Source organism: Methylobacterium sp. P5_C11, assembly GCF_054049775.1.
In genome coordinates this window covers 22,341-43,915 of sequence record NZ_JBFULS010000049.1, presented here as the reverse complement: position 1 = coordinate 43,915, position 21,575 = coordinate 22,341, and the positions used below count along the sequence as shown (strand labels likewise).

At 71.4% G+C, this 21,575-nt stretch carries 19 protein-coding genes; 10 read left to right on the top strand and 9 right to left on the bottom strand.

Annotated elements, in window-relative coordinates:
- On the bottom strand, positions 1-639 hold a 639-nt coding region (locus ACXJKQ_RS21430), incomplete at its 3' end, for an adenylate/guanylate cyclase domain-containing protein (protein ID WP_457107713.1).
- A 737-nt stretch (positions 640-1,376) separates the two neighbouring features.
- Here ACXJKQ_RS21430 and ACXJKQ_RS21425 point away from each other — a divergent pair.
- Entirely contained in the window at positions 1,377-2,930 is a 1,554-nt protein-coding gene (locus tag ACXJKQ_RS21425) for a DEAD/DEAH box helicase (RefSeq protein ID WP_457107712.1), read from the top strand.
- A gap of 624 nt (positions 2,931-3,554) precedes the next feature.
- Here ACXJKQ_RS21425 and ACXJKQ_RS21420 read toward each other — a convergent pair.
- Positions 3,555-5,717, bottom strand: coding sequence for a molybdopterin-containing oxidoreductase family protein (locus ACXJKQ_RS21420; RefSeq protein WP_457107711.1), 2,163 nt, complete (start codon positions 5,715-5,717; stop codon positions 3,555-3,557).
- Between the two features lie 137 nt (positions 5,718-5,854).
- Positions 5,855-7,753, bottom strand: coding sequence for a tetratricopeptide repeat protein (locus ACXJKQ_RS21415; protein WP_457107710.1), 1,899 nt, complete (start codon positions 7,751-7,753; stop codon positions 5,855-5,857).
- Positions 7,754-8,047: 294 nt separating this feature from the next.
- Here ACXJKQ_RS21415 and ACXJKQ_RS21410 point away from each other — a divergent pair, with 294 nt between their 5' ends.
- The 4 genes from ACXJKQ_RS21410 to ACXJKQ_RS21395 all read left to right on the top strand — a co-directional run bounded on the left by ACXJKQ_RS21410 (position 8,048) and on the right by ACXJKQ_RS21395 (position 9,446).
- The gene (locus ACXJKQ_RS21410; protein ID WP_026605317.1) at positions 8,048-8,233 is read left to right on the top strand and encodes a YegP family protein; all 186 of its coding nucleotides are present in this window, start codon (positions 8,048-8,050) and stop codon (positions 8,231-8,233) included.
- A 176-nt stretch (positions 8,234-8,409) separates the two neighbouring features.
- Complete coding sequence (locus ACXJKQ_RS21405; RefSeq protein WP_457107709.1) at positions 8,410-8,679, top strand: hypothetical protein; 270 nt, start codon at positions 8,410-8,412, stop codon at positions 8,677-8,679.
- Positions 8,680-8,828: 149 nt separating this feature from the next.
- Positions 8,829-8,966 (top strand): hypothetical protein, encoded by a 138-nt coding sequence (locus ACXJKQ_RS21400; protein ID WP_457107708.1) that lies wholly within the window; start codon positions 8,829-8,831, stop codon positions 8,964-8,966.
- A gap of 24 nt (positions 8,967-8,990) precedes the next feature.
- Entirely contained in the window at positions 8,991-9,446 is a 456-nt protein-coding gene (locus tag ACXJKQ_RS21395) for an acyl-CoA thioesterase (RefSeq protein ID WP_457107707.1), read from the top strand.
- Here the strand turns inward: ACXJKQ_RS21395 and ACXJKQ_RS21390 are convergent.
- On the bottom strand, positions 9,439-9,978 hold the full coding sequence (locus ACXJKQ_RS21390; protein WP_457107706.1) for a superoxide dismutase family protein: 540 nt from the start codon (positions 9,976-9,978) through the stop codon (positions 9,439-9,441). The two genes, ACXJKQ_RS21395 and ACXJKQ_RS21390, sit on opposite strands and share 8 nt — an antisense overlap.
- 109 nt (positions 9,979-10,087) lie before the next feature.
- Here ACXJKQ_RS21390 and ACXJKQ_RS21385 point away from each other — a divergent pair, with 109 nt between their 5' ends.
- The 5 genes from ACXJKQ_RS21385 to ACXJKQ_RS21365 all read left to right on the top strand — a co-directional run bounded on the left by ACXJKQ_RS21385 (position 10,088) and on the right by ACXJKQ_RS21365 (position 15,616).
- Positions 10,088-10,867 (top strand): TlyA family RNA methyltransferase, encoded by a 780-nt coding sequence (locus ACXJKQ_RS21385; RefSeq protein ID WP_457107705.1) that lies wholly within the window; start codon positions 10,088-10,090, stop codon positions 10,865-10,867.
- A complete protein-coding gene (locus ACXJKQ_RS21380; RefSeq protein ID WP_457107704.1) occupies positions 10,864-12,117 on the top strand; it encodes a class I SAM-dependent RNA methyltransferase in 1,254 nt (417 codons plus the stop codon). Before ACXJKQ_RS21385 ends, ACXJKQ_RS21380 begins: the two co-directional genes overlap by 4 nt.
- Before the next feature lie 53 nt (positions 12,118-12,170).
- Complete coding sequence (locus tag ACXJKQ_RS21375; protein ID WP_457107703.1) at positions 12,171-12,443, top strand: hypothetical protein; 273 nt, start codon at positions 12,171-12,173, stop codon at positions 12,441-12,443.
- A gap of 374 nt (positions 12,444-12,817) precedes the next feature.
- Complete coding sequence (locus tag ACXJKQ_RS21370; protein WP_457107702.1) at positions 12,818-13,822, top strand: magnesium transporter CorA family protein; 1,005 nt, start codon at positions 12,818-12,820, stop codon at positions 13,820-13,822.
- 108 nt (positions 13,823-13,930) lie between these two features.
- The gene (locus ACXJKQ_RS21365) at positions 13,931-15,616 is read left to right on the top strand and encodes a methyl-accepting chemotaxis protein (RefSeq protein WP_457107701.1); all 1,686 of its coding nucleotides are present in this window, start codon (positions 13,931-13,933) and stop codon (positions 15,614-15,616) included.
- A 3-nt stretch (positions 15,617-15,619) separates the two neighbouring features.
- Here ACXJKQ_RS21365 and ACXJKQ_RS21360 read toward each other — a convergent pair whose 3' ends face one another.
- The 5 genes from ACXJKQ_RS21360 to ACXJKQ_RS21340 form a co-directional block, all read right to left on the bottom strand.
- Positions 15,620-15,940, bottom strand: a complete 321-nt coding sequence (locus ACXJKQ_RS21360) for a DMT family transporter (protein WP_457107700.1) — start codon at positions 15,938-15,940, stop codon at positions 15,620-15,622.
- A 217-nt stretch (positions 15,941-16,157) separates the two neighbouring features.
- Complete coding sequence (locus ACXJKQ_RS21355) at positions 16,158-17,846, bottom strand: B12-binding domain-containing radical SAM protein (RefSeq protein WP_457107699.1); 1,689 nt, start codon at positions 17,844-17,846, stop codon at positions 16,158-16,160.
- 239 nt (positions 17,847-18,085) lie between these two features.
- Positions 18,086-18,892 carry an SDR family NAD(P)-dependent oxidoreductase gene (locus tag ACXJKQ_RS21350; protein WP_457107715.1) on the bottom strand — a complete coding sequence of 269 codons (807 nt, stop codon included), beginning with the start codon at positions 18,890-18,892 and terminating at the stop codon, positions 18,086-18,088.
- 32 nt (positions 18,893-18,924) lie between these two features.
- Complete coding sequence (locus ACXJKQ_RS21345; protein WP_457107698.1) at positions 18,925-19,707, bottom strand: enoyl-CoA hydratase-related protein; 783 nt, start codon at positions 19,705-19,707, stop codon at positions 18,925-18,927.
- Between the two features lie 10 nt (positions 19,708-19,717).
- Positions 19,718-21,457, bottom strand: coding sequence for an acyl-CoA dehydrogenase (locus tag ACXJKQ_RS21340; RefSeq protein ID WP_457107697.1), 1,740 nt, complete (start codon positions 21,455-21,457; stop codon positions 19,718-19,720).
- Between the last annotated feature and the right edge of the window lie 118 nt (positions 21,458-21,575).

Below are 21,575 nucleotides of genomic sequence, written 5' to 3'. Positions count from 1 at the left end.
GCCCAGGCCCCGGCGCGGGCGAGCCGCCGCGGCCGGAGGCGGGGGCGGAGCCGGCTGGCTCGCGGCGGGCGGCTCGTCCGCGTCCTCCTCGTCGTCGTCGGGCGGCGCCAGGCTTTGGACGGCCTCCGCCGAGAGGGCGAAGACGCCGATCGGGCGCGCGATGTTCTTCAGGTCCAACTTGCCCCGGTCCTCGAAGCGGTAGGGGACCTTGTCCCGCACCTGTTCGTGGACCGAGCGCGACACGCACAGGCCGCCGGGCTCCGACAGGGGCTCGAGGCGCGCCGCCACGTTGACGCCGTCGCCGAACAGGTCGCCATCCGGCTGGGCGATCACGTCGCCGACGTTGATCCCGAAGCGCAGCCTGAACCGCTTCTCGTCCGGCAAGGCCGGCTCGAACCCGGCCATCGCCCGCTGGATGGTGATCGCGCAGGCGACGGCCCGCAGCGGGCTGGGAAACTCGACCAGAAGGCCGTCCCCCATCGACTTCACGATGCGGCCTTGCGCGTTCTTGATTGCCGGATCGGTGACGTCGCGACGGAGCACTCTGAGGCGCCGGATCGTACCCGCTTCATCGGTGCCCATCAGCCGGCTGTAACCGACGATATCGGCCACCAGGATAGCCGCCAGACGCCTCGCCATCGCCTTTTTCGCCTTGCGCTCCGGACCCTGAACGTGGCGCCTCGTTGCGGCAATCATAGCATGACGGCGATCCGGAAACGCAAGTCCGGAACGGGGATGTTCTGTCTCCGAGGCTGACGTGCGCAGCGACACTGAAACGAGATCAGCATTGACGCATCTTTACTTCTTCCTCAGGCAGGGAGGCGACCGATGTTCAAGCATGTGGCCGTTTCAATAAAATGTTTGTCCCGTAAATTTCTGGATCTGAGAAATCTGCACCGCTTCGATTGCAGAGATCTGGAAGACATCGGGCTGGATCCCGGAGATCTCATCGCCCGCTCGGGGCGGTCCTGCCGCAGTCTCAAGCACCATCCGTCCTGGGACGACGAGGGGAGACACCGGAAATGCGCCGGCCCCGCGTGGTTCTGCTGACCCCGGCCGCAGGCCGSCCGACCCGTGGCGGAGCGTTTCGGTCCGGGACCCGGCCCCGACGGGATCGCAAACCTGCCGCGCATTGACTTCGCAGGCGCACATCGTCATATCGGCGGTGCAGCGTCAGCGGCCGTCACGGCCCGCTTGAGGGGGCTGCGTGACGGATCGGACGCCTACCGGCGTGATCCGGCCCCCCTCTTCATAACGTGCATGCACCCGGGCCGCCCCATCACGCGGGCTGCCCCCTGCCAACGGACCGACCCGAACACGGCACCGCTCGCGAAGCTGCGAGGGGCCAGGCCGGTCCTGCTGCATCGGATACCTCCTTGACCCAATTCACCGATTTCGGCCTCGCCCAGCCCGTCCTGCGGGCACTCAGCGAAGCCGGCTACGTCACGCCGACCCCGATCCAGGCCCAGGCGATCCCGCCGGCCATGCAGGGTCGCGACCTCTGCGGCATCGCTCAGACCGGCACCGGCAAGACCGCGGCCTTCGCGCTGCCGATCCTGCACCGCCTCGCCCTCTCGGACCGGCGCGCCCCGCGCCGCGGCTGCCGGGTGCTGGTGCTCTCGCCGACCCGCGAACTCGCCAACCAGATCGCCGAATCCTTCTCGGATTACGGCCGCCACCTGTCCTTCACCAACACGGTGGTGTTCGGCGGCGTCACCATCAGCCGCCAGGAGCGCGCCCTGGCGCCCGGCGTCGACATCCTTGTCGCCACGCCCGGCCGGCTGATCGACCTGATCGAGCGCCGGTCCCTGACCCTCGACGGCGTCGAGATCCTCGTCCTCGACGAGGCCGACCAGATGCTCGACCTCGGCTTCATCCACGCCCTCAAGCGCATCGTGAAGATGCTGCCCGAGAAGCGCCAGAGCCTGTTCTTCTCGGCGACGATGCCGAAGAACATCGCTGGGCTGGCGGCGCAGTACCTCGCCGACCCGGTTCAGGTCGCGGTGACGCCGGTGGCCACCACGGCCGAGCGCGTCGACCAGCAGGTGATCTTCGTCCATACCGGCGCCAAGCAGGCGCTGCTCGGCCATATCCTGCGTGATCCGGCCATCGAGCGCGTCCTGGTCTTCACCCGCACCAAGCACGGGGCGGATCGCGTGGTGCGCGGCCTCGACAAGGTCGGCATCGCGGCGGCGGCGATCCACGGCAACAAGAGCCAGCCCCAGCGCGAGCGGGCGCTGGCCGCCTTCAAGGACGGCGACTGCCGGGTTCTGGTGGCCACCGACATCGCGGCCCGCGGCATCGACGTCGAGGGCGTGAGCCACGTCATCAACTTCGACCTGCCGAACGTGCCCGAGAGCTATGTCCACCGGATCGGCCGCACCGCCCGGGCGGGCGCGGACGGGCTCGCGATCTCGTTCTGCAACGACGAGGAGAAGGCCTACCTGCGCGACATCGAGCGCATCACCCGGCAGAAGGTGCCGGTTGGAGGCTTCCCCGAGGGCTTCACCCCGCCCTCGCGCCAGGAAGCCGCCGAGATCGCCCGCGAGGAGGAGCGCCGGCCCGAGCGTCAGCAGCAGCGCCCCGGCGGCGGCCGTCAGGGCCAGCGGCCCCGGCAGCAGCAGGGTCGTCCCCAGCAGGGACAGCCCGGTGGCGGCCGTGGCTTCGGCGGCCAGGGTGCGCCCCGTCAGGGCCGCCCCCAGGAGAGCCGGGTCGATGCTCGCGGTGACGGCCGCGGTCCCGGCCCGCAGGGCCGCGAGGCCCGGTCGGACCGGCCCGCCCCCGCCCGGCCCCAGGGCGAGCGCCCGAGCCAGGGCCGCCCGATCCGGGACGCTCGGCCCCAGCGGGCCGATGCGCGTCCGCGCAGCAGCGGCGGCGGCGGTGGCGAGGGCCGCAACATCGGCTGGCTGGAGCGGGCGCCCCGCTCCTGAGATCGGCGTTCAGGCCGCCCGGGACGGGTCCGTCCCGGGCGGCCTTTTTATGGTTGATGGCCGGTTCGGTCGTTGGTGCCCCCGTCCCTCGCCGGGCAAGCCGGCGGTGACGCCGCGCAGGTGAAACCCGAGACGCTGGGCACGCGGGTGCGCAACGCGGTGCGAAACCCCGACCACACGCGGCTACCCGGCATGTCCGCCCGCGTCGAGCGCGCGACCGGCAGCACCGAACCGGTGGTGCCGGTTCCGGACGACGCAGTCTCGGACACGGGGACGCGCCGGGTCATGGCCATCATGGCGGGGCGCCGGCTCGGGGAAGATGCAGCGTGTCGCGCCGCACCGATGATAAGCCGAACGGTCTCCGCGATCCTCCTCACCCGGATCGTGAATCTCTCCGTTTCCGCACCGATGGACAGCCGGGGTCTGCCCGCGACCGAGGCGAGAGCCCAGCCAGCCGGATGGTCCCGCCGGCGGCGGAGCGCCGATCCCCTCCCCGGATGACGGCTTCGCCGTCCTCGCGGGCGCACCGAAGCCATCCGGCTGGCGCCACATCCGTGGATATAGCGCTGCCCAGGTTCACCGCGCTGCGCGCGATCACGCGGTGGGTCACACCGCGCGAAACGGTTAGTTCGCCCTCGCGACCTCGACGAGGTTGTCGGAGAACGAGGGCGCGTGGCCCATGTCGGTGAAGGCGCCGGACGAGATGCTGTTGACCGTGCCTTCGTTGAGCTGACGCCAGTAGCCCAGCGTCGCCACGACGATGCCGGCCTTCACGTCATCGGTGATGCGGGCCACGCCCTTGAAGGCGCCGCGGTCGTTGGCGACCTGAACCTTGTCACCATCCCGGATGCCGCGAGCCTCGGCGTCGTGCGGGCTGATCATCACGAACTGCTCGCCCTGGCCCTTCTGCTTGTCCTCCATGTTGGCGTAGCAGGAGTTCAGGAAGTAGTGGCTTTTGGGCGAGACGATGTTGAGCGGGTAGCGCTTGGCGAGCTCGGGATCGTTCGCGTGCGACTCGCGCGGGCCGAGGTAGTCCGGCAGCGGGTCGAGGGCCTCGCCGGGCTGGAAGCCCTCGTACATCTGCCGGAACGGCGGGGCGACGAAGTTCGTGGCGTCCTCGACCTTGAGCATGCACTTGCCGGTCGGCGTCGGGAAGTTGCCCTCCCGGTGCGGGGCGCGATCGTCCGGCGTGCCGACCTTGAGGCGGGCGAAGCCGTGCTCGCGCATGTAGGCGAGGTCGATGCCCTCGCAGGCCGGCGCGTTCCAGTCGACGTAGTGCTCAAGGCACTCGCTGTCGCTCCACTTGAAGTTCTCCTCCTCGTAGCCGAGCCGCGCGGCGAGCTTCCGGAAGATCTCGTTGTTCGGGATCGCCTCGCCGGGCGCCTCGGCGCACTTGGTGTTGTAGGTCAGGTAGAGGTGGCCCCAGGAGAGGATCATGTCCTCCATCTCGGCGCCCATGGTGGCAGGCAGCAGGATGTCGGCGTAGGAGGCCGTGTCCGAGATGAAGTGCTCGGCCGAGACCATGAACAGGTCCTCGCGCATCAGTCCCTCGACGACCTTGTCGGTCTCGGGGGCTTGCGTCACCGGGTTCGAGTTCCAGCACATCATCGACATGATCGGCGGGTCGAGCTTCATCTCGCCGGTGAGTGCCCGGCCGATCTGCAGGTTCGAGACGACCCGGGTGCCCTCCGGGATCAGGTCGGGCCGGCAGATGACGTCGAACTTGTACGGGTGCTCCCAGACGCCGAACTGGGTGATCCCGCCGCCGACATGGCGCCACGCGCCGGTGAGCGCCGGGATGCAGGCGACCGCCCGGATGGTCTGGCCGCCGCCGTAGTGGCGCTCCAGAGCCACGCCGATGCGGATGCCCACCGGCTGCTCGGTCGCCATTTCCCGGGCGAGCTTGCGGATGTCGTCGGCGGAGACGCCGGTGATCTCGGCGGCCCATTCCGGCGTGCGGTCCGCGGCGCGCTCCTTCAGCTCCTCGAAGCCGACCGTGTGGTTGTCGACGTAGTCCTGGTCGACGAGGCCCTGCGCGATGATCGAGTTGATCAGCGCCATGGCGAGCGCGCCATCGGTGCCGGGCTTGGGGGCAATGTGCCAGTCGGCCGCCTTGGCGGTGCGCGACGAGTAGGCGTCGATGACGACGACCTTGGCGCCCTTCTTCTGGGCGTCCTTGACGATGGCCCAGTGGTGCAAGTTCGTGCTGACCGAATTGCAGGCCCAGATCACGATGTACTTGGAGTGGATGTAGCTGTCCGGGTCGAGGCCCGCCGTCGGCCCGACCGTGAGCAGCCAGGCCGTGCACGAGCCCTCGCCGCAGAAAGTGCGCTCGGTCACGGTGGCGCCCATGCGGTTGAAGAAGGCGTCGCCGCCGTTCAGCCCGTGCACGAGGCCCTGGTTGCCCAGGTAGCTGTAGGGCGCGATGGCCTCCGGCCCGTACTGGTCGATGATCGCCTTCCAGCGCGACACGATGGTGTCCAGCGCCTCGTCCCAGGTGATGCGTTCGAACTGCTTCGACCCCTTCGGCCCGACCCGCTTCATCGGGTAGAGCAGCCGGTCGGGATGGTAGTGGCGCTTCTCGTAATCCTTGAGCTTCACGCAGAGACCGCCGCGGGTCATCGGGTGATCCGGGTTGCCGCGCACGCCCTGGAGCTGGCCGTCCTTGACGTCGAACAGCATCGAGCAGGTGTCGGGGCAATCGTGCGGGCAGCCTCCGAAGAACGTTTCCGTCAGGCTCTCCGCCTCGGCGACGATCAGGGAGTCCGGCTTGACGATCTCGTTCATGGTTCCTCCGCAGTCGGGCGCGAGCCTCCCGCTATTGTGCAGGCTTGTCGGCGCAGCGCAGGTTCAGCCTATATCGAAAAGAAGAAAACTTCTAATCCACCACACCACGGGGAAGCTCTCGTGGGTGCCGCCCGGGCTCAGTTCTCCGGCAGGCCAGCCTGGCGCAGTCCCTCGTAGAGGCGCGCGCGCTGGGCGAGGAAGGTCGGATCGTCGGAGGTCAGGCTTCGGTAGCGGGCGAGGGTGTAGCCCGGCCGCAGCCTGAGGAACTCGGCGAGGGAGGCTCGTGCCTCGGCCTCCCGGCCGAGCCGCGCGAAGGCGCAGGCGAGATAGAGGTGCGGGAAGTCGAAGCGCGGGTTCACGGCCGCCGCGCGGCGCAGCGGCTCGATCGCCGCCTGATCCTGCCCGAGATGGAGCTTGGCCAAGCCGTCCCGGGCGAGCCACGCACCGAGCAGGGGATCCTTCGGGCTGAGGCGGACGGCAGCGGCGATGTCGCGCTCCGTCTCCTCGGCCCGGCCGAGGAAGATCTGAATGAGACCGCGATAGGCGTAGGCCCGGGCGAAGCTCGGATTCAGGGCGAGCACCCGGTCGAAGGCCGCGAGGGCGTCCGCGTAGCGCGCGCGGGCGCGCAGGGTCTCCCCCCGCAGGTAATGCGCGAAGGGTTGCGTCGGGTCGCCCTGCAGGACCGACGCGATCGCCTGCTCGGCCGTGTCGAGATCCGCCGTCCGCTCGGTCGTCCAGCCGTTCAGCACACCGTCGACCAGCACCTCGGCCAGCCCCAGGCGCGCATCGACATTCGCCGGATCGAGACCGAGCGCGCGCTCGAACAGCGGTCGGGCCTGGGCGTGGTTGTCGCGGGCGAAGGGCCGGTTGAGCAGCGCCTGTCCGCGCATGACCAAGTCCACCGCATCCGCCGGCTGGCCCGACCGGGACTGCGTGGCGGCCTCCAGGAGCCGCACGCCGAGGGCGCGGCCGACTTGGGCGACGAGGATATCCTGCGCGGCGCCGACGGCGGCCCGCGGTCCGTCGTAGCGATCCGCCCAGAGGGCAGCCCCGGTCTCGACATCGGTGAGCTGCACGGAAAAGCGCACCTGCTCGCCGCTCTGCCGCAGGCTGCCCTGCACGACGTAGCGCACGCCGAGTTCGCGACCGACGGCGCGCGGCTCGACCGGCCGTCCCCGGTAGGCCTGGGCCGTGCCGTGCGCGATCACGAAGGTGCCCGGGGCGCGGGCGAGGTCGGCGGAGAGATCCTCGGCGAGCTGCTCGGCGAGGTAATCTTGGTCCGCCTCGCCGCTCTGGTTCGCGAGGGGCAGCACGACCAGCGACAGACGCGGGCGCGCCGCCTCGCCCGGCCCGTCCGCCCGCTCGGATCCAACGAGCCGGGGCCAGGTCAGCGCCAGCCCCGCGGCGGCGAGGAGCGCGACGGCGCCGAGTGCGGGCCGCAGGACGGCGCGGGCGCGGCCGGCCCGGAGGCCGCGCGACGGCTGCTCGTCCGGCGGCGGCACGGCGTAGACCCGCACCGGCCGGGCGATGTTCTTCAGGCGCTGGAGCCCGAGATCGACGAACGCGATCTCCGACAGGCCGCGCACCTGCAGGTAGGCAGCCTCCGAAAGCCGCAGCGCGCCGGGCTCGGCGGCGGTCTGCAGGCGCGCGGCGATGTTCACGCCGTCGCCGAACAGATCGCCGTCATGCACCATGACGTCGCCGATATGGATGCCGATCCGGAGGCGGAACTGCGCCGCCTCCCCCTCGGCCTCGGCGAGCGCCCTCTGGATCGCCACCGCACAGCACACAGCGTCCATCACCGAGGCGAACTCGGCCAGCACGCTGTCCCCGGCCGTGTTGGCGATCCGCCCGTGCCGGCCCGCGATCAGCCGGTCGACGATCCGCCGCGTGGCCTGGAGCGCCCGCATGGCGCCGCTCTCGTCGGCATGCATCGCCTTGGAATAGCCGGCGATGTCGGCGGCGAAGATCGCGGACAGCCGCCGTTCCGGAACCGCCCATTCCGACGCGCTGGACCGTGCCCTGTTTTCGCTCATCGCGATCCGTTCACGCCACGGCGGTCCGGCCATGCCGAGCCGGCCCGCACGATTCGCCCGCCCCCTGCGACGCAGGCGAATACTGCGTAGATGGGATTATGTCGAGCAAACAACGGCATTCGCATGATCGAAAACAATGAACAGCGTCGGATCTGAAGCCATCACGGATTCTGCCCGGCGCGCCCCGGGTGTCGGCCCGGCGATCGGTCCGCCGTCCAAGCGCCGGAGATGCATCCTTTTTTTGCGCTGCCGGCCCCCCATGTTGTTGCAGTGGATGAATCGGGAGCCGGCACCATGCGGTTCGAACTCTACCGGGACGCCAAGGGCGAGTGGCGCTGGCGCCTGCGGGCGCGCAACGGCGAGGTGATCGCCGATTCGGGCGAGGGTTACGTGCGCCGCGAGGATTGCGAGCACGGCATCGCCCTGGTGCGCCAGAGCGCCGAGGCCCGCATCGAGGACATGACCACGAAGATCGCCTGATTGTCAGGCGGATCACCGCGATCAACCCGCGATCAACCCTGTCCGAAACGTCGCAGCGGTTACGCTGCAACGGTTCCGCTCGCCTACGCGTTGCAGCGTTTCGGACCGGGCGGATGGCCCTCGCTTCCCGTGCGGTTCGTCGACCAGGACGTAACCACACGAAGGGAGTCGAGACCGTGCTGAGGAAATTCCTGCTCGCGGCCCTGCTGGTGCTGGGCTTCGCGGCTGCGGCGCCGGAGGGCGCGTCCGCCGCGCCCATCGGCCCGGGGCTGGCCCTGCCCGCCGAAGCCGCGCCGGCGGTAGCCGAGAAGGCCCAGTACTATTACCGCCGCCGCTTCTACGGCCCGCGGCCCTACTGGCGCCGCCCCTACTACCGCCGCCGGTTCTACTACGGCCCGCGGCCGTTCTACCGCCGTCCCTACTGGCGCCGCCGGTTCTACTACTGATCGGTTCGTCGACTTGACCGGCCCGGCGGCTCCATCGAGCCGCCGGGCTTTTTCACGTCCTGATTCGGGGTGCGTGCGGGCGGCCCTTGCTTTATTGTGCCGGCAACGGGACCGCCGACGGCAGATCGGTGCGCCCGGGAGGAGGCCCGATGAACGATATTGCGCAACGCGCCGAGCCCGCGGCGGCGACGCCGGACCTCTGGCAATCCATCCCGCTCGAATGCATCCTGAGTGCGGTCGCCGTCCTGCTGGCGGCGGGCCTCAAGCTCGTCGGCCTGTTGTCCTGACGGCGCGGGGGTCGGATGGACGGCATGCAGCACGTCGCACTCTCACCGGCCGACAGCGCGCCGCCGCCTGCCGAGGTCGATCTGCCGAAGGGCGACCTCACGGTGCGCACCATCGCCATGCCGGCCGACACCAACGCCAACGGCGACATCTTCGGCGGCTGGGTGCTCTCGCAGATGGATCAGGCCGGCGGGATCGCGGGGGTCGACCGGGCGCAGGGCCGGGTCGTCACCGTGGCGCTCGAATCCATGACCTTCATCCGGCCGGTCCGGGTCGGCGACGTGCTGTGYGTCTACACCCGGGTGTCGCATGTCGGCCGGACCTCGATGAAGATCGAGGTCGAGGCCTGGGCGCGGCGCTTCTGCACCCAGGTCCGCGAGCGGGTCACGCAGGCCACCTTCACCTTCGTGGCCATCGACGAGGACGGCCGGCCGCGGCCGATCCCGCCGGCCGTGCCGTCCCCCTCCGCGACGGCTACTTGATCACCCCGCAGGCGACGCGGTCGCCGGCGCCGCCGATCGGCTGGGTGTTGTGGTCGTCCTCGTTGGCGTGGATGATCAGCGCCGCGCCGTCGCCGTCCTTGAGGCCGCCCTCGCCGTTGAGCGGCGTCTCGCTCGAGACCTCGGCGTTGGCCGAGCCGTCCTGCGCCGCGTAGAGGTTCGGCAGGTCGCCCTCGTCCGGCCCTTCGGCATTGAGCAGGCCGTGCTTGCTCTGGTCGTGGTTCACGTGCGCCTTCGAGTTCATGAACTTCGGGTCGGAGCAGTCGCCGACGGCGTGGAAATGCATGCCGTGCCAGCCGGGCGGCAGGCCGCCGGGCTGGATCGTGACGCGCAGGACCAGGGCGTTCGCCCCGTCGCGGATCGCCAACGTGCCGATCGCGTCGCCCTTGGCGTTCTTGATCGGTGCCGAGTAGGTCTCTGCCGGTTTGGCCGCCTCCTTCGGAGGCTCCTGCGCCAGGGCGCCGCCGGCGGCGACGGTCCCGAGCAATGCAAGCAGCGGCAGGGTGCGGTTCATGCGGTGGCTCTCCTCTCCGGACCGGTCTAGGTAGGGGGCGCGCCGGCCTTCGACAGGGCGGCGGTCCGAAACCTCCGCCGCAGACCTGCCGCGGCCGCACGAAGCCCTGATGACCCGAGACCGGCCCATCCCGGACCGCGCGCCGCCGGCGGACGACCCGTCGCCCCTGCGCGCCGACCTGTTCCTCGTGGCGCAAGGCCATTTCGAGAGCCGGGCTCGCGCCCAGGCCGCGATCCGCGCCGGGCTGGTGCGGATCGACGGGCGGCCGCTCACGCGCCCCTCGAACCCGATCGCCCCGGGGGCACGGGTCGAGGCGGTGCCCGAACATCCCTACGTCTCCCGGGGCGGCCTCAAGCTCGCCGCGGCCCTGGACGCGTTCGGCCTCGACCCGGCCGGCCGGGTCGCCCTCGACGTCGGCGCCTCGACCGGCGGCTTCACCGACGTGCTGCTCGCCCGCGGCGCCCGCCACGTCCACGCCCTCGACGTCGGCCGGGGGCAGCTCCATCCGCGCCTCGCCGGGGACCCGCGCGTGACCAACCGGGACGCCACCGACATCCGCAGCCTCGGCCCGGACGCCCTCACCCCGGCGCCCGATCTCGCGACCGTGGACGTGAGCTTCATCGGCCTGCGCCTCGTTCTGCCGGCCCTGCCGCCGCTGCTGGCCCCGGGGGCGGACCTCGTCGCGCTGATCAAGCCGCAGTTCGAGGCCGGCCGCGCGCGGGTCGGCCGCGGCGGCCTCGTGCGCGATCCGGCGGTCCACGCCGAGGTCTGCGCGGCGGTTCGCGGGACCCTGGAGGGGCTCGGCGCCACGATCCTGGGCCTGATCGATTCGCCAGTGCCGGGCGGCGACGGCAATGCCGAATTCCTGATCGGTGCGAGGTTGCCGTGAGCGAGACAGCTGCCAGCGAGACGGTCACGATCCGGGACCTCGGCGCCCGCGGCGACGGCGTGGCGGAGGACGGGCTCCTCGTGCCCTTCGCGCTGCCCGGTGAGCGGGCCGAGATCCGCCGCGAGCAGCGCCGCGCCGAACTCCTCGGCATCGTGCAGGCCTCGCCCGACCGGGTCGAGCCGTTCTGCCCCTACTACATGCGGTGCGGCGGCTGCCGCACCCAGCACCTCGCGCGGCCGGCGGAACTCGCCTGGAAGCGCGGCCTCGTCGCCCAGGCCCTGTCCCAGGCCCGCCTCGCCGTGGAGCCGGCCCCGGCCATCGACGCGCACGGCGCCGGACGCCGCCGCCTCACCCTGCACGTGCGGGAGATCGACGGCCGCGCCGAGGCCGGGCTGATGGCGGCGCGCAGCCACGCGCTGGTGCCGATCGACCAATGCCCGATCACGGTGCCGGCGCTGCATGCGGCCTCCGACGTGGCGCGCCGTCTGGCCGCCCCGCTGGGGCACGGGCGCAAACCCCTCGACATGGCCGTCACCGCCACCGACCATGGCCTCGATGTCGACCTGCGCGGCCACGGGCCGGTGAGCGCCGGTGTCGGCGCCGCGCTGGTGCGAATCGCCGGCGAACTCGGCCTCGCCCGGCTCTCCCTGCACGGCGAGCGCCTCATGGAGGCCGAGCCGGTCTCGGTCACCGCCGGCTCGATCCGCCTCTACCCGCCCCCCGGAGGGTTCCTGCAGGCGACCGCGGCCGGGCAGGCGACGCTCTGCGACCTGACCCTGGCGGCCCTCGGACCCCGCACCCGGCGCGTCGCCGACCTGTTCGCGGGTTGTGGACCCCTGACGCTGGCGATCGCCCGGACGGCCGCGGTCCACGCCGTCGAATCCGACGCGGCCGCCCTCGCCGGCCTCGACCGCTCCACGCGGGCGGCCTCGGGCCTGCGCGGGATCACCACCGAGCGCCGCGACCTGTTCCGCCGGCCCCTGCTTCCCCTCGAACTCGACGCCTTCGACGCGGTGGTGTTCGACCCGCCCAGGGCCGGCGCGGAGGCACAGGCCCGGCAACTGGCCGCCGCGCGCGTGCCGCTCGTGATCGGCATCGCCTGCGATGCCGGGACCTTCGCCCGGGACGCGGCGACACTGGTCGCCGGAGGGTACCGGCTCGAGAGCGTCACGCCGGTCGACCAGTTCCGCCATTCGGGCCATGTCGAGATGATCGGCGTGTTCCGGCGCGAGCCCGCGCGGCGCCGATAGGACACGCAACCCGCGGCACGGTTTCACGTTCTCTCGATGATGGGAGAGGTTCCATGACCCGAGGATTGTATCGTCCCGCGACCCTGGCGGCGCTGAGCCTCGCCTTCGCCGCCCCGCTGGCGGCGCAGACCGTCGCCCCCGATGAGACCGGTACCGGCGGCGGTCCCGGGTCGACGATCACGGCCCCCAACACCAATCGCTTCGGCGTCACCAAGCCCCCCGGGACGTCGCTCGGCCCTGGGGAAATACCCTCTCGCGAAGAGCAGCGGCGCGAGCGCGCCCTGACCGACAAGATCGACCGCAGCATCTGTGACGGCTGCAACTGAGCCTGGATCGGACCGTCTCTCGCGTGCACGGACCGGGGCACCACCCCTCCATGGCCGTCCCGGCGGAGCGCGATGGGGAGCGAACGTCGTCGGCCGCCCGGAGGACGGCCTTTCGGGTGGTCGGCTGAGCGGTGTCCGGGACGGCGTTCGTCGAGGCCCGTTGTGCCACCCCGGCGGCGATCGCCATCACCGCCGTCCGCCGGTTCTTCCGGCGTCCTGACATCGAACGGCGCCGACGCGCCGGACCGGGATGTCACGGAAGCGTCAGAAAACAGCGCCACATCCGCGGCACAGCTTGCATCGGCCAGCGTCGTGCCGGATGCGGGCTGTAATCCTGCGCTGCACCGTGGCCGATCCGCATCCGAGACCCGTTCGTGATCTTCATCCACCAGCCCGCCGGCGGCGCCGGATCCACGCTGCTTGAGCGCCGCGTCATCGATCTCCAGGACACGATTCCCGAGGACACCGTCTGGCTCGACCTGATCCGCCCGAGCCGCGAAGAGGAGCTGAAGGTCGAATCGTTCGCCGGCATCGAGGTGCCGACCCGCGAGGAGATGAAGGACATCGAACCCTCGGAGCTGCTCTACGTGGAGGACGGAGCCCGCTACATGACCGGGCGGGTGCTCTCGAAGGTCAGCGATGCCGAGGAGCCGGGGCTTGCCGGCATCACCTTCATCCTGCGCGGCAACCGGCTCGTGACCGTGCGCCACGAGGAGCCACAGGCGTTCCGCATGTACACGCAGCGCGCCGGGCGCTCGATGGGCAACGGCAGCGCCTCCGCCACCTCCGGCGAGACCATCCTGGCGGGGCTGATCGAAGCGGTGATCGACCGGGCCGCCGACGTGCTGCAGCTTCAGGGCGAGCGCATCGACCGCCTGTCGGGCAAGATCTTCGAGGTGCAGGACGATCCGTCCGCTCGCAACACCGCGCTGCAGGACACGCTGCGCGCCCTCGGCCGGCACGGCGACCTGATCTCCAAGCAGCGGGAGAGCCTCGTCTCCATGGAGCGGATCCTGCTCTCGCTGTCGGCGACCTATCGGACCAACAAGGCCCCGCGCGACCTGCGCGAGGACGTGCGCTCGACCCTGCGGGATCTTCAGTCCCTCGAGGAGCACGCCACCTTCCTGTCGACGAAGATCCAATTTTTGCTCGACGCAACGCTCGGCCTCGTCAACCTCGAGCAGAACAACATCATCAAGCTGTTCTCGGTCATGGCGGTCGTGTTCATGCCGCCGACGCTGATCGCGTCGATCTACGGCATGAACTTTAAATCCATACCGGAACTAGATCTCACGTTCGGCTACCCGATGGCGCTGATCATGATGGTGGTCGCCGCTGTATTTCCGTACTTTTTCTTCCGGTGGAAGAAGTGGCTGTAGCGGCAATGCTGGTATAGCGCCGCTGAAATTTTAAGACCTCTGCCAGAGCATGGGAGACCTGTAGGCGCGGCGCGGCCGCCGGCACGGACCTTCAGGACGGACCCTCCCATGCGATTCTCCCTCAAGACGGTTCTAGCAGGCGCGATCGGCCTGCTGGCCCTCGCCGCCGTCGGCCAGGGACTCGCCAGCGCGGTGGCCCTGTCGGAGATCGAGGGGAACGCCGTGGCGATCTCGCAGCAGGCCCTGCCGGCGCAGAATCAGGCCGAGGCCATCGGCACGGCCGTCCGGGACGCGCGCCTGCGGCTCTACCGGCTCGCGGTGGCATCCCCCGACGCCGCGAGCCTCGACAGGAACCAGACGGCGCTCACCGACACCCTCGGCGAACTCTCCGGCCTGCGGCAGGGCTATCAGGAACGCCTGACGAGCCCCAGGGATCGGGCGGTCTACGAGCGCTTCACCACCGCCTGGAACGCCTATCAGAACATCCAGCTGCAGGTGGTCGAACTGATGATCGCGGGGGATCAGCCGGGCGCCCTCGCGCTGGTGCTCGATCCCGCGACGGGCGCGCAGAACGACGCGGCGGTGGCCAGCCTCACCGAGGCCATCGCCGCGGCCCGGGCGCAGACCGAGGCCAACGTCGCCGAGACGGTGCAGGAGGCCACGCGCGCCAAGCTCATCGCGATGGCCGCCACCGTGGTGGGCCTCGCGGTCGCCGCCGCCGCGATGCTGTTCGCCCTGTTCGGGATCGCGCGCCCGATCCAGCGCATGACCGGCGCGATGGGCCGGCTGGCCGAGGGCGACGAGACCGTACCGGTCCCGCACACGGGACGCCGCGACGAAATCGGCGCGATGGCGGCGGCCGTACAGGTGTTCAAGGACAACCTGATCCACACCCGCGCCCTGGAGCGCGAGACGGCCGTGGCGCGGGACGGGGCCGAGGTCCAGCGCCGACACGCCGTCCACGCGATGGCCGAGGCGTTCGAGGCCGCGGTCGGCGGCGTGCTGGCGCGGGTGGCGGAGGCCGCCCTCGGGCTGCGTGCCGAGGCCGAGGCGATGGCCGGCACGGCGACGCACACCGCCGAACGCTCGGCGACCGTGGCGGGCGCCGCCCAGGAGGCCGCCCTGCATGTCGGCACGGTGGCGGCGGCTGCGGAGGAACTCGGCGCTTCGGTTCTGGAGATCGGCCGCCAGGTGGACGGCTCCGCCGATCTCGCCCGGGGCGCGGTAATCCAGGCCGGCGAGACCGCCGGCCTCGTGCAGGAACTGAGCGTCGCGGCGGGCCGGATCGGCGATGTCGTGCGCCTCATCACCGACATCGCCGGCCAGACGAACCTGCTGGCCCTCAACGCCACGATCGAGGCCGCCCGCGCCGGGGATGCGGGCCGCGGCTTCGCGGTGGTCGCCAGCGAAGTCAAGCTGCTCGCCGCCCAGACCGCCAAGGCCACCGGGGAGATCGCCGGACAGGTCGGCCGCATCCAGGGGGCGACGGGGCAGACGGTCGCGGCGATCGACGGCATCGCGGCGCGCATCCGCGAGATCGACGGTGTGGCGACCTCGATCGCGGCCGCCGTCGAGCAGCAGGGTTCGGCCACCCGGGAGATCGCCCGGAACGTCGCCGAGGCGGCGTCCGGCACCGGCGCCGTCACCGGGACGATCGACGAGGTGGCGCGGGCGGCCGACGATACGGGCGCCGCCGCGACGCGGATGTTCGCCTCGGCGGCCAGCCTCTCGGAGCAATCCGCCGAGCTGCGCCGGGAGATCGACGCCTTCCTGGAGACGGTGCGCGCCGCCTGACGCTCAGCCCGGGCTCGACAGCTTCATCAGGACGAGCCCGGACCCGATCAGGCCGGCGGCGAGGATCCGGCTGGCGCTCGCCTGCTCGCCCAGCACGGCGAGGCCGACCAGGAAGGCGCCGACGGCGCCGATGCCGGTCCAGATCGTGTAGGCGGTTCCCAGCGGAAGCGTGCGCATCGCCAGCGCCAGGAAGCCGACGCTGCCGGTCATCGACACGGCCATGATCGCCGTCGGCCAGAGGCGCGTGAAGCCGTCGGACTGCTTCATCGCGAAGGCCCAGACGACTTCGAAAAGACCCGCGGTGACGAGATAGATCCAGGCCATGCCGGCCCTCCTGAAAGGGCCGGGCCGTCCCGGACTTGTGCCCCACGCGCGGGGGGAGGACGTGGCCTCGCCGTCGCTCAGCTAGGGTCTGTCGATCGCGCCTGCAAGCGGCGCGCGCGTGCACGGGCCGGGTGGGGCGCCGCCCCGGGCGGCCCGCGGACGGATCTGCAGCCCGACGACCTCAGGGTGATGGATCAGAGTCGGGAAGGCTTCCCGCTCAGGCCACCGCCGCGAGATGCTTGACCTCGGCCTTGGCCGCGACCTTGCCCACCGGCGCCGCTTTGCCGCCGCTCTCTACCTCGGGGGCGAGGACCGGCGGCTGCACCCAGCGACCGGCCTCGAGCTCGGCGATCCGGCCGTTGATCTCGCTGATGACGTAGCGGGAGAACGGATACACGTGGAGGTAGATCACCATGTTGGTGACCACGGCCTCCAGGGCGGCCGGATTGCGCCGGGCGGTCTCCAGGAACACGCTCCAGAAATGCTTGGCGAGTTCCGGGCGCCGCACGGTCATCCGCCAGCAGACGCGGAGCAGCGAGTAGAGATCGTGGGCGATGTGGCCCCAGTTCAGCTTCTGCGCGGCGAATTTCGGCCGCTTCACCTGCCGGGCGACCACGCGCACCCGGTCGAAGAAGTTCGGCGGGTCGTAGATCTCCTCGAGGACGTCCCGGTAGTCGGCCAGCACGTCGCGCTGCGGGCGCAGGGTCACGAAGTTGATGCCCTGCGTGCACTGGTCGCCCTGGTCGGCGGTGGTCGCCGCGTAGTTCTCGTAGAGGCGCCCTTCCTTGCGCAGGCGGCGCGAGAGCTGGGTGTTGGGCAGCGCGAACAGCAGGCCGACCATGGCGATCGGGATGCCGGTCTGGCTGATGCAGAGCGACATCGCCTTGCTGATGCTGTCCTTCTCGGTGTCGAAGCCGACGATGAAGCCGGCCGTAACGAACATGCCGTGCTCGTAGAGCTTGTGCACGCTGTCGGCGATCGACCGCTTGGTGTTCTGCTTCTTCTGGGTCTGGATGAGGGTCGCCTCGTCGGGCGTCTCGATCCCGGTGAACAGGGCGAAGAAGTTCGCGTCCCGCATCATCCCGAGCAGTTCGTCATCGTCCGCGAGGTTCAGCGAGGCCTCGGTGGAGAACTTGAACGGGTAGCCGTGGTCTTCCTGCCACTTGATCAGGTGCGGCAGGAACAGCTTGATGGCCTTCTTGTTGCCGATCAGGTTGTCGTCGACGAAATCGACGTGGCCGCGGTAGCCGAGGCCGTACAGCCGGTCGAGCTCGGCCAGCATCTGCGGCGTGGTCTTGGTCCGCGGCGCGCGGCCATAGAGTTCGATGATGTCGCAGAACTCGCAGGTGAACGGGCAGCCGCGGGAGAACTGGACGCCGATGTAGAGGTAGTGGCTGAAGGTCAGCAGGTCGAACCGCGGGATCGGGCTCTTGGTGACGTCGGCCTTGAACTTCTCGGCCGTGAGCCGGCCGCGGCGCTCGCCGGCCTCCCAGGCGGCCACGAACTTGTCGAGGATGCCCTCGGCCTCGCCCAGCACCAGGAAGTCGGCCTTGTCGTAGACCTCCGGCGTCGAGGTCGGGGCCGGACCGCCAACGCAGACGGGGGTGCCCAGCGCCACGCAGCGGTCGATGACCACGAGGCAGTCGGGCTCCTGAGGCAGCATGCCGCCGGTCATCACGAGGTCGGCCGCCTGGATCTGCGCGTCCGTCAGCTCTTCGCAGTTGCGGTTGACGAGACTCACCTGCCAGGCCGGCGGCAGCATCGCGGCCAGGGTGATCAGGCCCAGCGGGGGCGCGGGCGCGCGGGCGCCCTGCAGCTCCATGGCCTCCTTGAAGTTCCACATGGAGTTTTCGTAGAACTTCGGGAACACCATCAGCACGCGCGGGGCCGTGTTCGCTTCCGACATGCCAGTTTCCTTCGTTCACACGCACGGTCCCGGCCCGATCTGAGATCGGAGCGGACACGGGATCGAGACCTGACCTGCGGGGGAATTAAGGCCGTTTTTCGCTCCCGCAGCAATCGGAGCCGCCGATCCGGACAGCACGCCCGTCCGGACGCCGCGAATCAACCCCGCCGGCCGGCACCGGGGCGCATCCGCCCCGTTTGCCGGAGCGCTGCGCCATTTCGGCGACAGGCCGGGGACCGTCACGGCCCGACCCGGAACCGCTCCGGCTGCGTCCCGTCGGCATCGGTGAACCCGTAGATCCGGGCGAGGTCGCCGGCATGCAGGACCGCGCCGGCCCGGGCCGCGACATCGGGGTCCGCGGCCAGCGCCGCCAGCGCCCGGCCGGCGTAGAGCGGGCTCTCGGTGGCGTGCTTCTCCTGGCCGAGATCCCGCGCCCGCTCGGTCGCCACGAAGCCCGGCGAGAGGCCAAGGGCGGTGACGCCATGGGGCGCGAGTTCCCGGGCGAAGGCCAGGGCCAGCCGGTTGGAGGCCGCCTTGGCGGCATCGTAGTAGACGTCGCCGAGGTAATCCTCGGTCCCGAAGGAGACGAGGGCGAGCAGGCCGGCGCGCGCCGCCACCATGGCGGGGGCGACAGCCCGAGCGAGCAGCAGGGCCGGCACCGGACCGGCTTCGAGGAGGCCGAGATACGGTTCCGCCGAGCGGCGCCAGAACGGCGTGCCCCAGCCGGCACCGTCCGGGTAGCGCTCGCCGTCGTAGCCCTCGTTGCCGCTCCAGACGCTGCAGGCCGCCACGTCGATCCGCCCGAACCGGCGCAGGACCCAGTGCACCAGCGTGTCGGTGGCACGCTCGGAGCGGTGGTCGCAGAGGTAGTGGTGCCCGCGCCCGCCCGCGGCATCGACCAGGCGGGCGGTATCCTCGATCGCCTCGGACCGCATCTCGGTGCGCGCGCCCGTCTCGCTGGACCGGGCGGTGACGATCACGGTGGCTCCCGCCTCCCCCAGCGCCCGGGCGAGCCCCCGCCCGACGCCCCGCGACGCGCCCGCCACGAGGCAGATCTTCCGGGAGAGGTCGGGCGGGCTCACGCCGAGGACGCGGGCTTCGACCGCGACAGGAAGGCGGCGAGCCGCTCCTGGGATTCGGGCGAGCGCAGCTGCGCGTCGAAGGCCTTGGCCTCCGCCTCCAGGGCCGCCTCGACCTGCGCCTGATCGCCCCGGATCAGCGCCCGGGACGCCGTCAGCGCCCCGCGCGGAAGGGCGGCCAGCCGGGTCGCCTGGGCGATGGCCTGCTCCACCAGCATGTCGGCCGGCAGCACCGCGTTGACGAGGCCGAGGGCCTGCGCCTCGTCGGCCTCGAGCGGTCGCGACAGGAGCAGCAGCTCGGTCGCCTTGAGCCGGCCGACCCGCAGGGGCAGCAGGTAGCTCGACGCCGCCTCCGGCACGAGGCCAAGTTCGACGAAGGGCATGCGCAGCCGGGCCGCCGGGCTCGCGTAGACGAGGTCGCAGTGCAGGCAGAGCGTCGCGCCGATGCCCACCGCGATCCCGTCGACAGCCGCCACCATCGGGGTGCGGGTGCGGGCCAGCTGGCGGATGAAGGCCAGCGCCGGCGAGGCGCTGAACCCGTTCCCGGCCTTGTCACCGGACGACCGGCCCATGAAGTCGGCGAGGTCGTTGCCGGCACTGAACATGCCGGGCTGGCCCGCGAAGACTACGGCGCCGATCCGGTCCGACGCGTCGGCCTCCCCCAGCGCTTCGCGCATGGCCTCGTACATCGCGCCGGTGAGCGCGTTCTTCTTCTCCGGGCGGTTCAGGGTGATCAGGCGGACGCCGCCCGGGAGATCGTCGATCGCGACGGTGTCGGCCATGATCCGCTCCTCAAACCGCCAGCGCCAGGGCGGCGTCGTCCGTGAAGGCGCCACCCGCCACGACGGTCTGCTCCAGGCCGCCGGCCGCGGTCAGCAGGTTCTCGGCGTAGAACCGGGCCAGGGCGATGCGAGCGGCCTGCGCCGGATCGGTCGCGCCGGCCCTCAGGGCGGCGCTCGCGGCCAGGGCGCTGCGGGCGAGGCAGGCGCCCCCGAGCGTCAGGCCGAACAGGCGCAGATACGGCGTCGCACCGGCCAGCGCCGCCTCGGGGCGGTTCGAGGTCAGCGCGGCGAGCTGGTGGCTCGTCGCCCGGTCGAGGCTGCCGATCCCGTCGCGCAGCCGCGCCGCCATGTGGCCGAAGGCGGGATCGCCGGCCTTGAGCAGCCCCTCCGCGGCCCGGCGCATCCAGGCGATCTGCGACCGGACCGTGCCCCCGCCGTTCAGCGGCAGCTTGCGGGCGGTGAGGTCGATCGCCTGGATCCCGTTGGTGCCCTCGTAGATGCCGAGGATGCGGGCGTCGCGCATGAGCTGCGCCGCGCCCGTCTCCTCCACGAAGCCCATGCCGCCATGGACCTGCACGCCCAGCGAGGTCACCTCGTTGGCGAGGTCCGTCGCGAAGGCCTTCGCCACCGGGGTCAGCAGGGAGGCGCGGTCCAGGGCGGGCTGCCCCTCCGGCCCCTTCGACGCGTCAAGGGCCGCGGCGGTGAGGTAGCAGATGGCGCGGGCGGCCGCCGTGAACGCCTTCATGGTGAGCAGCATCCGCTGGACGTCCGGATGCGCCACGATCGGGCTCGTCGCCTCGGCGGCCCCGACAGCCCGGCCCTGGCGGCGCTCCTGGGCGTAGGCCAGCGCCCGCTGGGTCGCCGCCTCGGCGACCCCGACCCCCTGCAGGCCGACGCCGAGCCGCGCCGCGTTCATCATCGTGAACATGCAGGCGAGGCCCTTGTTCTCCTGGCCGATCAGCCAGCCGGTGGCGCCGCCGTTGTCGCCGAACGCCATCGAGCAGGTCGGCGAGGCGTGGATGCCGAGCTTGTGCTCGATGCCGGAGCAGCGCAGGTCGTTGCGGGTGCCGTCCGGCAGCACCTTCGGCACCAGGAACAGGGAGATGCCCCGCGTGCCGGCGGGCGCGTCGGGCAGCCGGGCCAGGACGAGGTGGACGATGTTGTCGGCGAGATCGTGCTCGCCGTAGGTGATGTAGATCTTGTTGCCGGTGATCCGGTAGGTGCCGTCCCCCGCCGGGACGGCCCGGGTCCGCAGCAGGGCGAGGTCGGAGCCCGCCTGGGGCTCGGTGAGGTTCATGGTGGCGGGCCATTCGCCCGAGACCAGCTTGGCGAGGTAGCGCGCCTTCAGGTCGTCCGAGCCATGGGCCGCCAGCGCCTCGATGCCGCCCTGGGTGAGCAGCGGGCAGAGGCCGAAGGCGAGGTTGGCGCCGTTCCACATCTCGGTGCAGGCGGCCTCGACCAGCTTCGGCAGGCCCTGGCCGCCATGGTCGGCCTCGGCCGAGAGCCCGTTCCAGCCGCCCTCCGTGAAGGTGCGATAGGCCTCCCGCCAGCCGGGCGGCGTCGTGACCCGCCCGTCGGCGAACGGGGTGCCGTGCCGGTCGCCGAGGCGGTTGAGCGGCGCGATCACGCCGGCGGCGATCCGCCCGGCCTCGGTCAGGATCGCCTCGGCGTCGTCGGGATCGACCGCGTCGAGCCCGGCCACGTGCCGGAGGGTGAAGAGCATCTCGGGGACCGGGGCGCGGTAACTCATACGATCCTCCCGTGTTGCGGCCCGCCCGCGCGTTCGAACCGGGGCGGGTTTGACCGCGCCCGCGCACCGGCGCTAGGGCGGGGTGAGGATAGGCGCGCGCGGCTTGCGCCGCCATGAC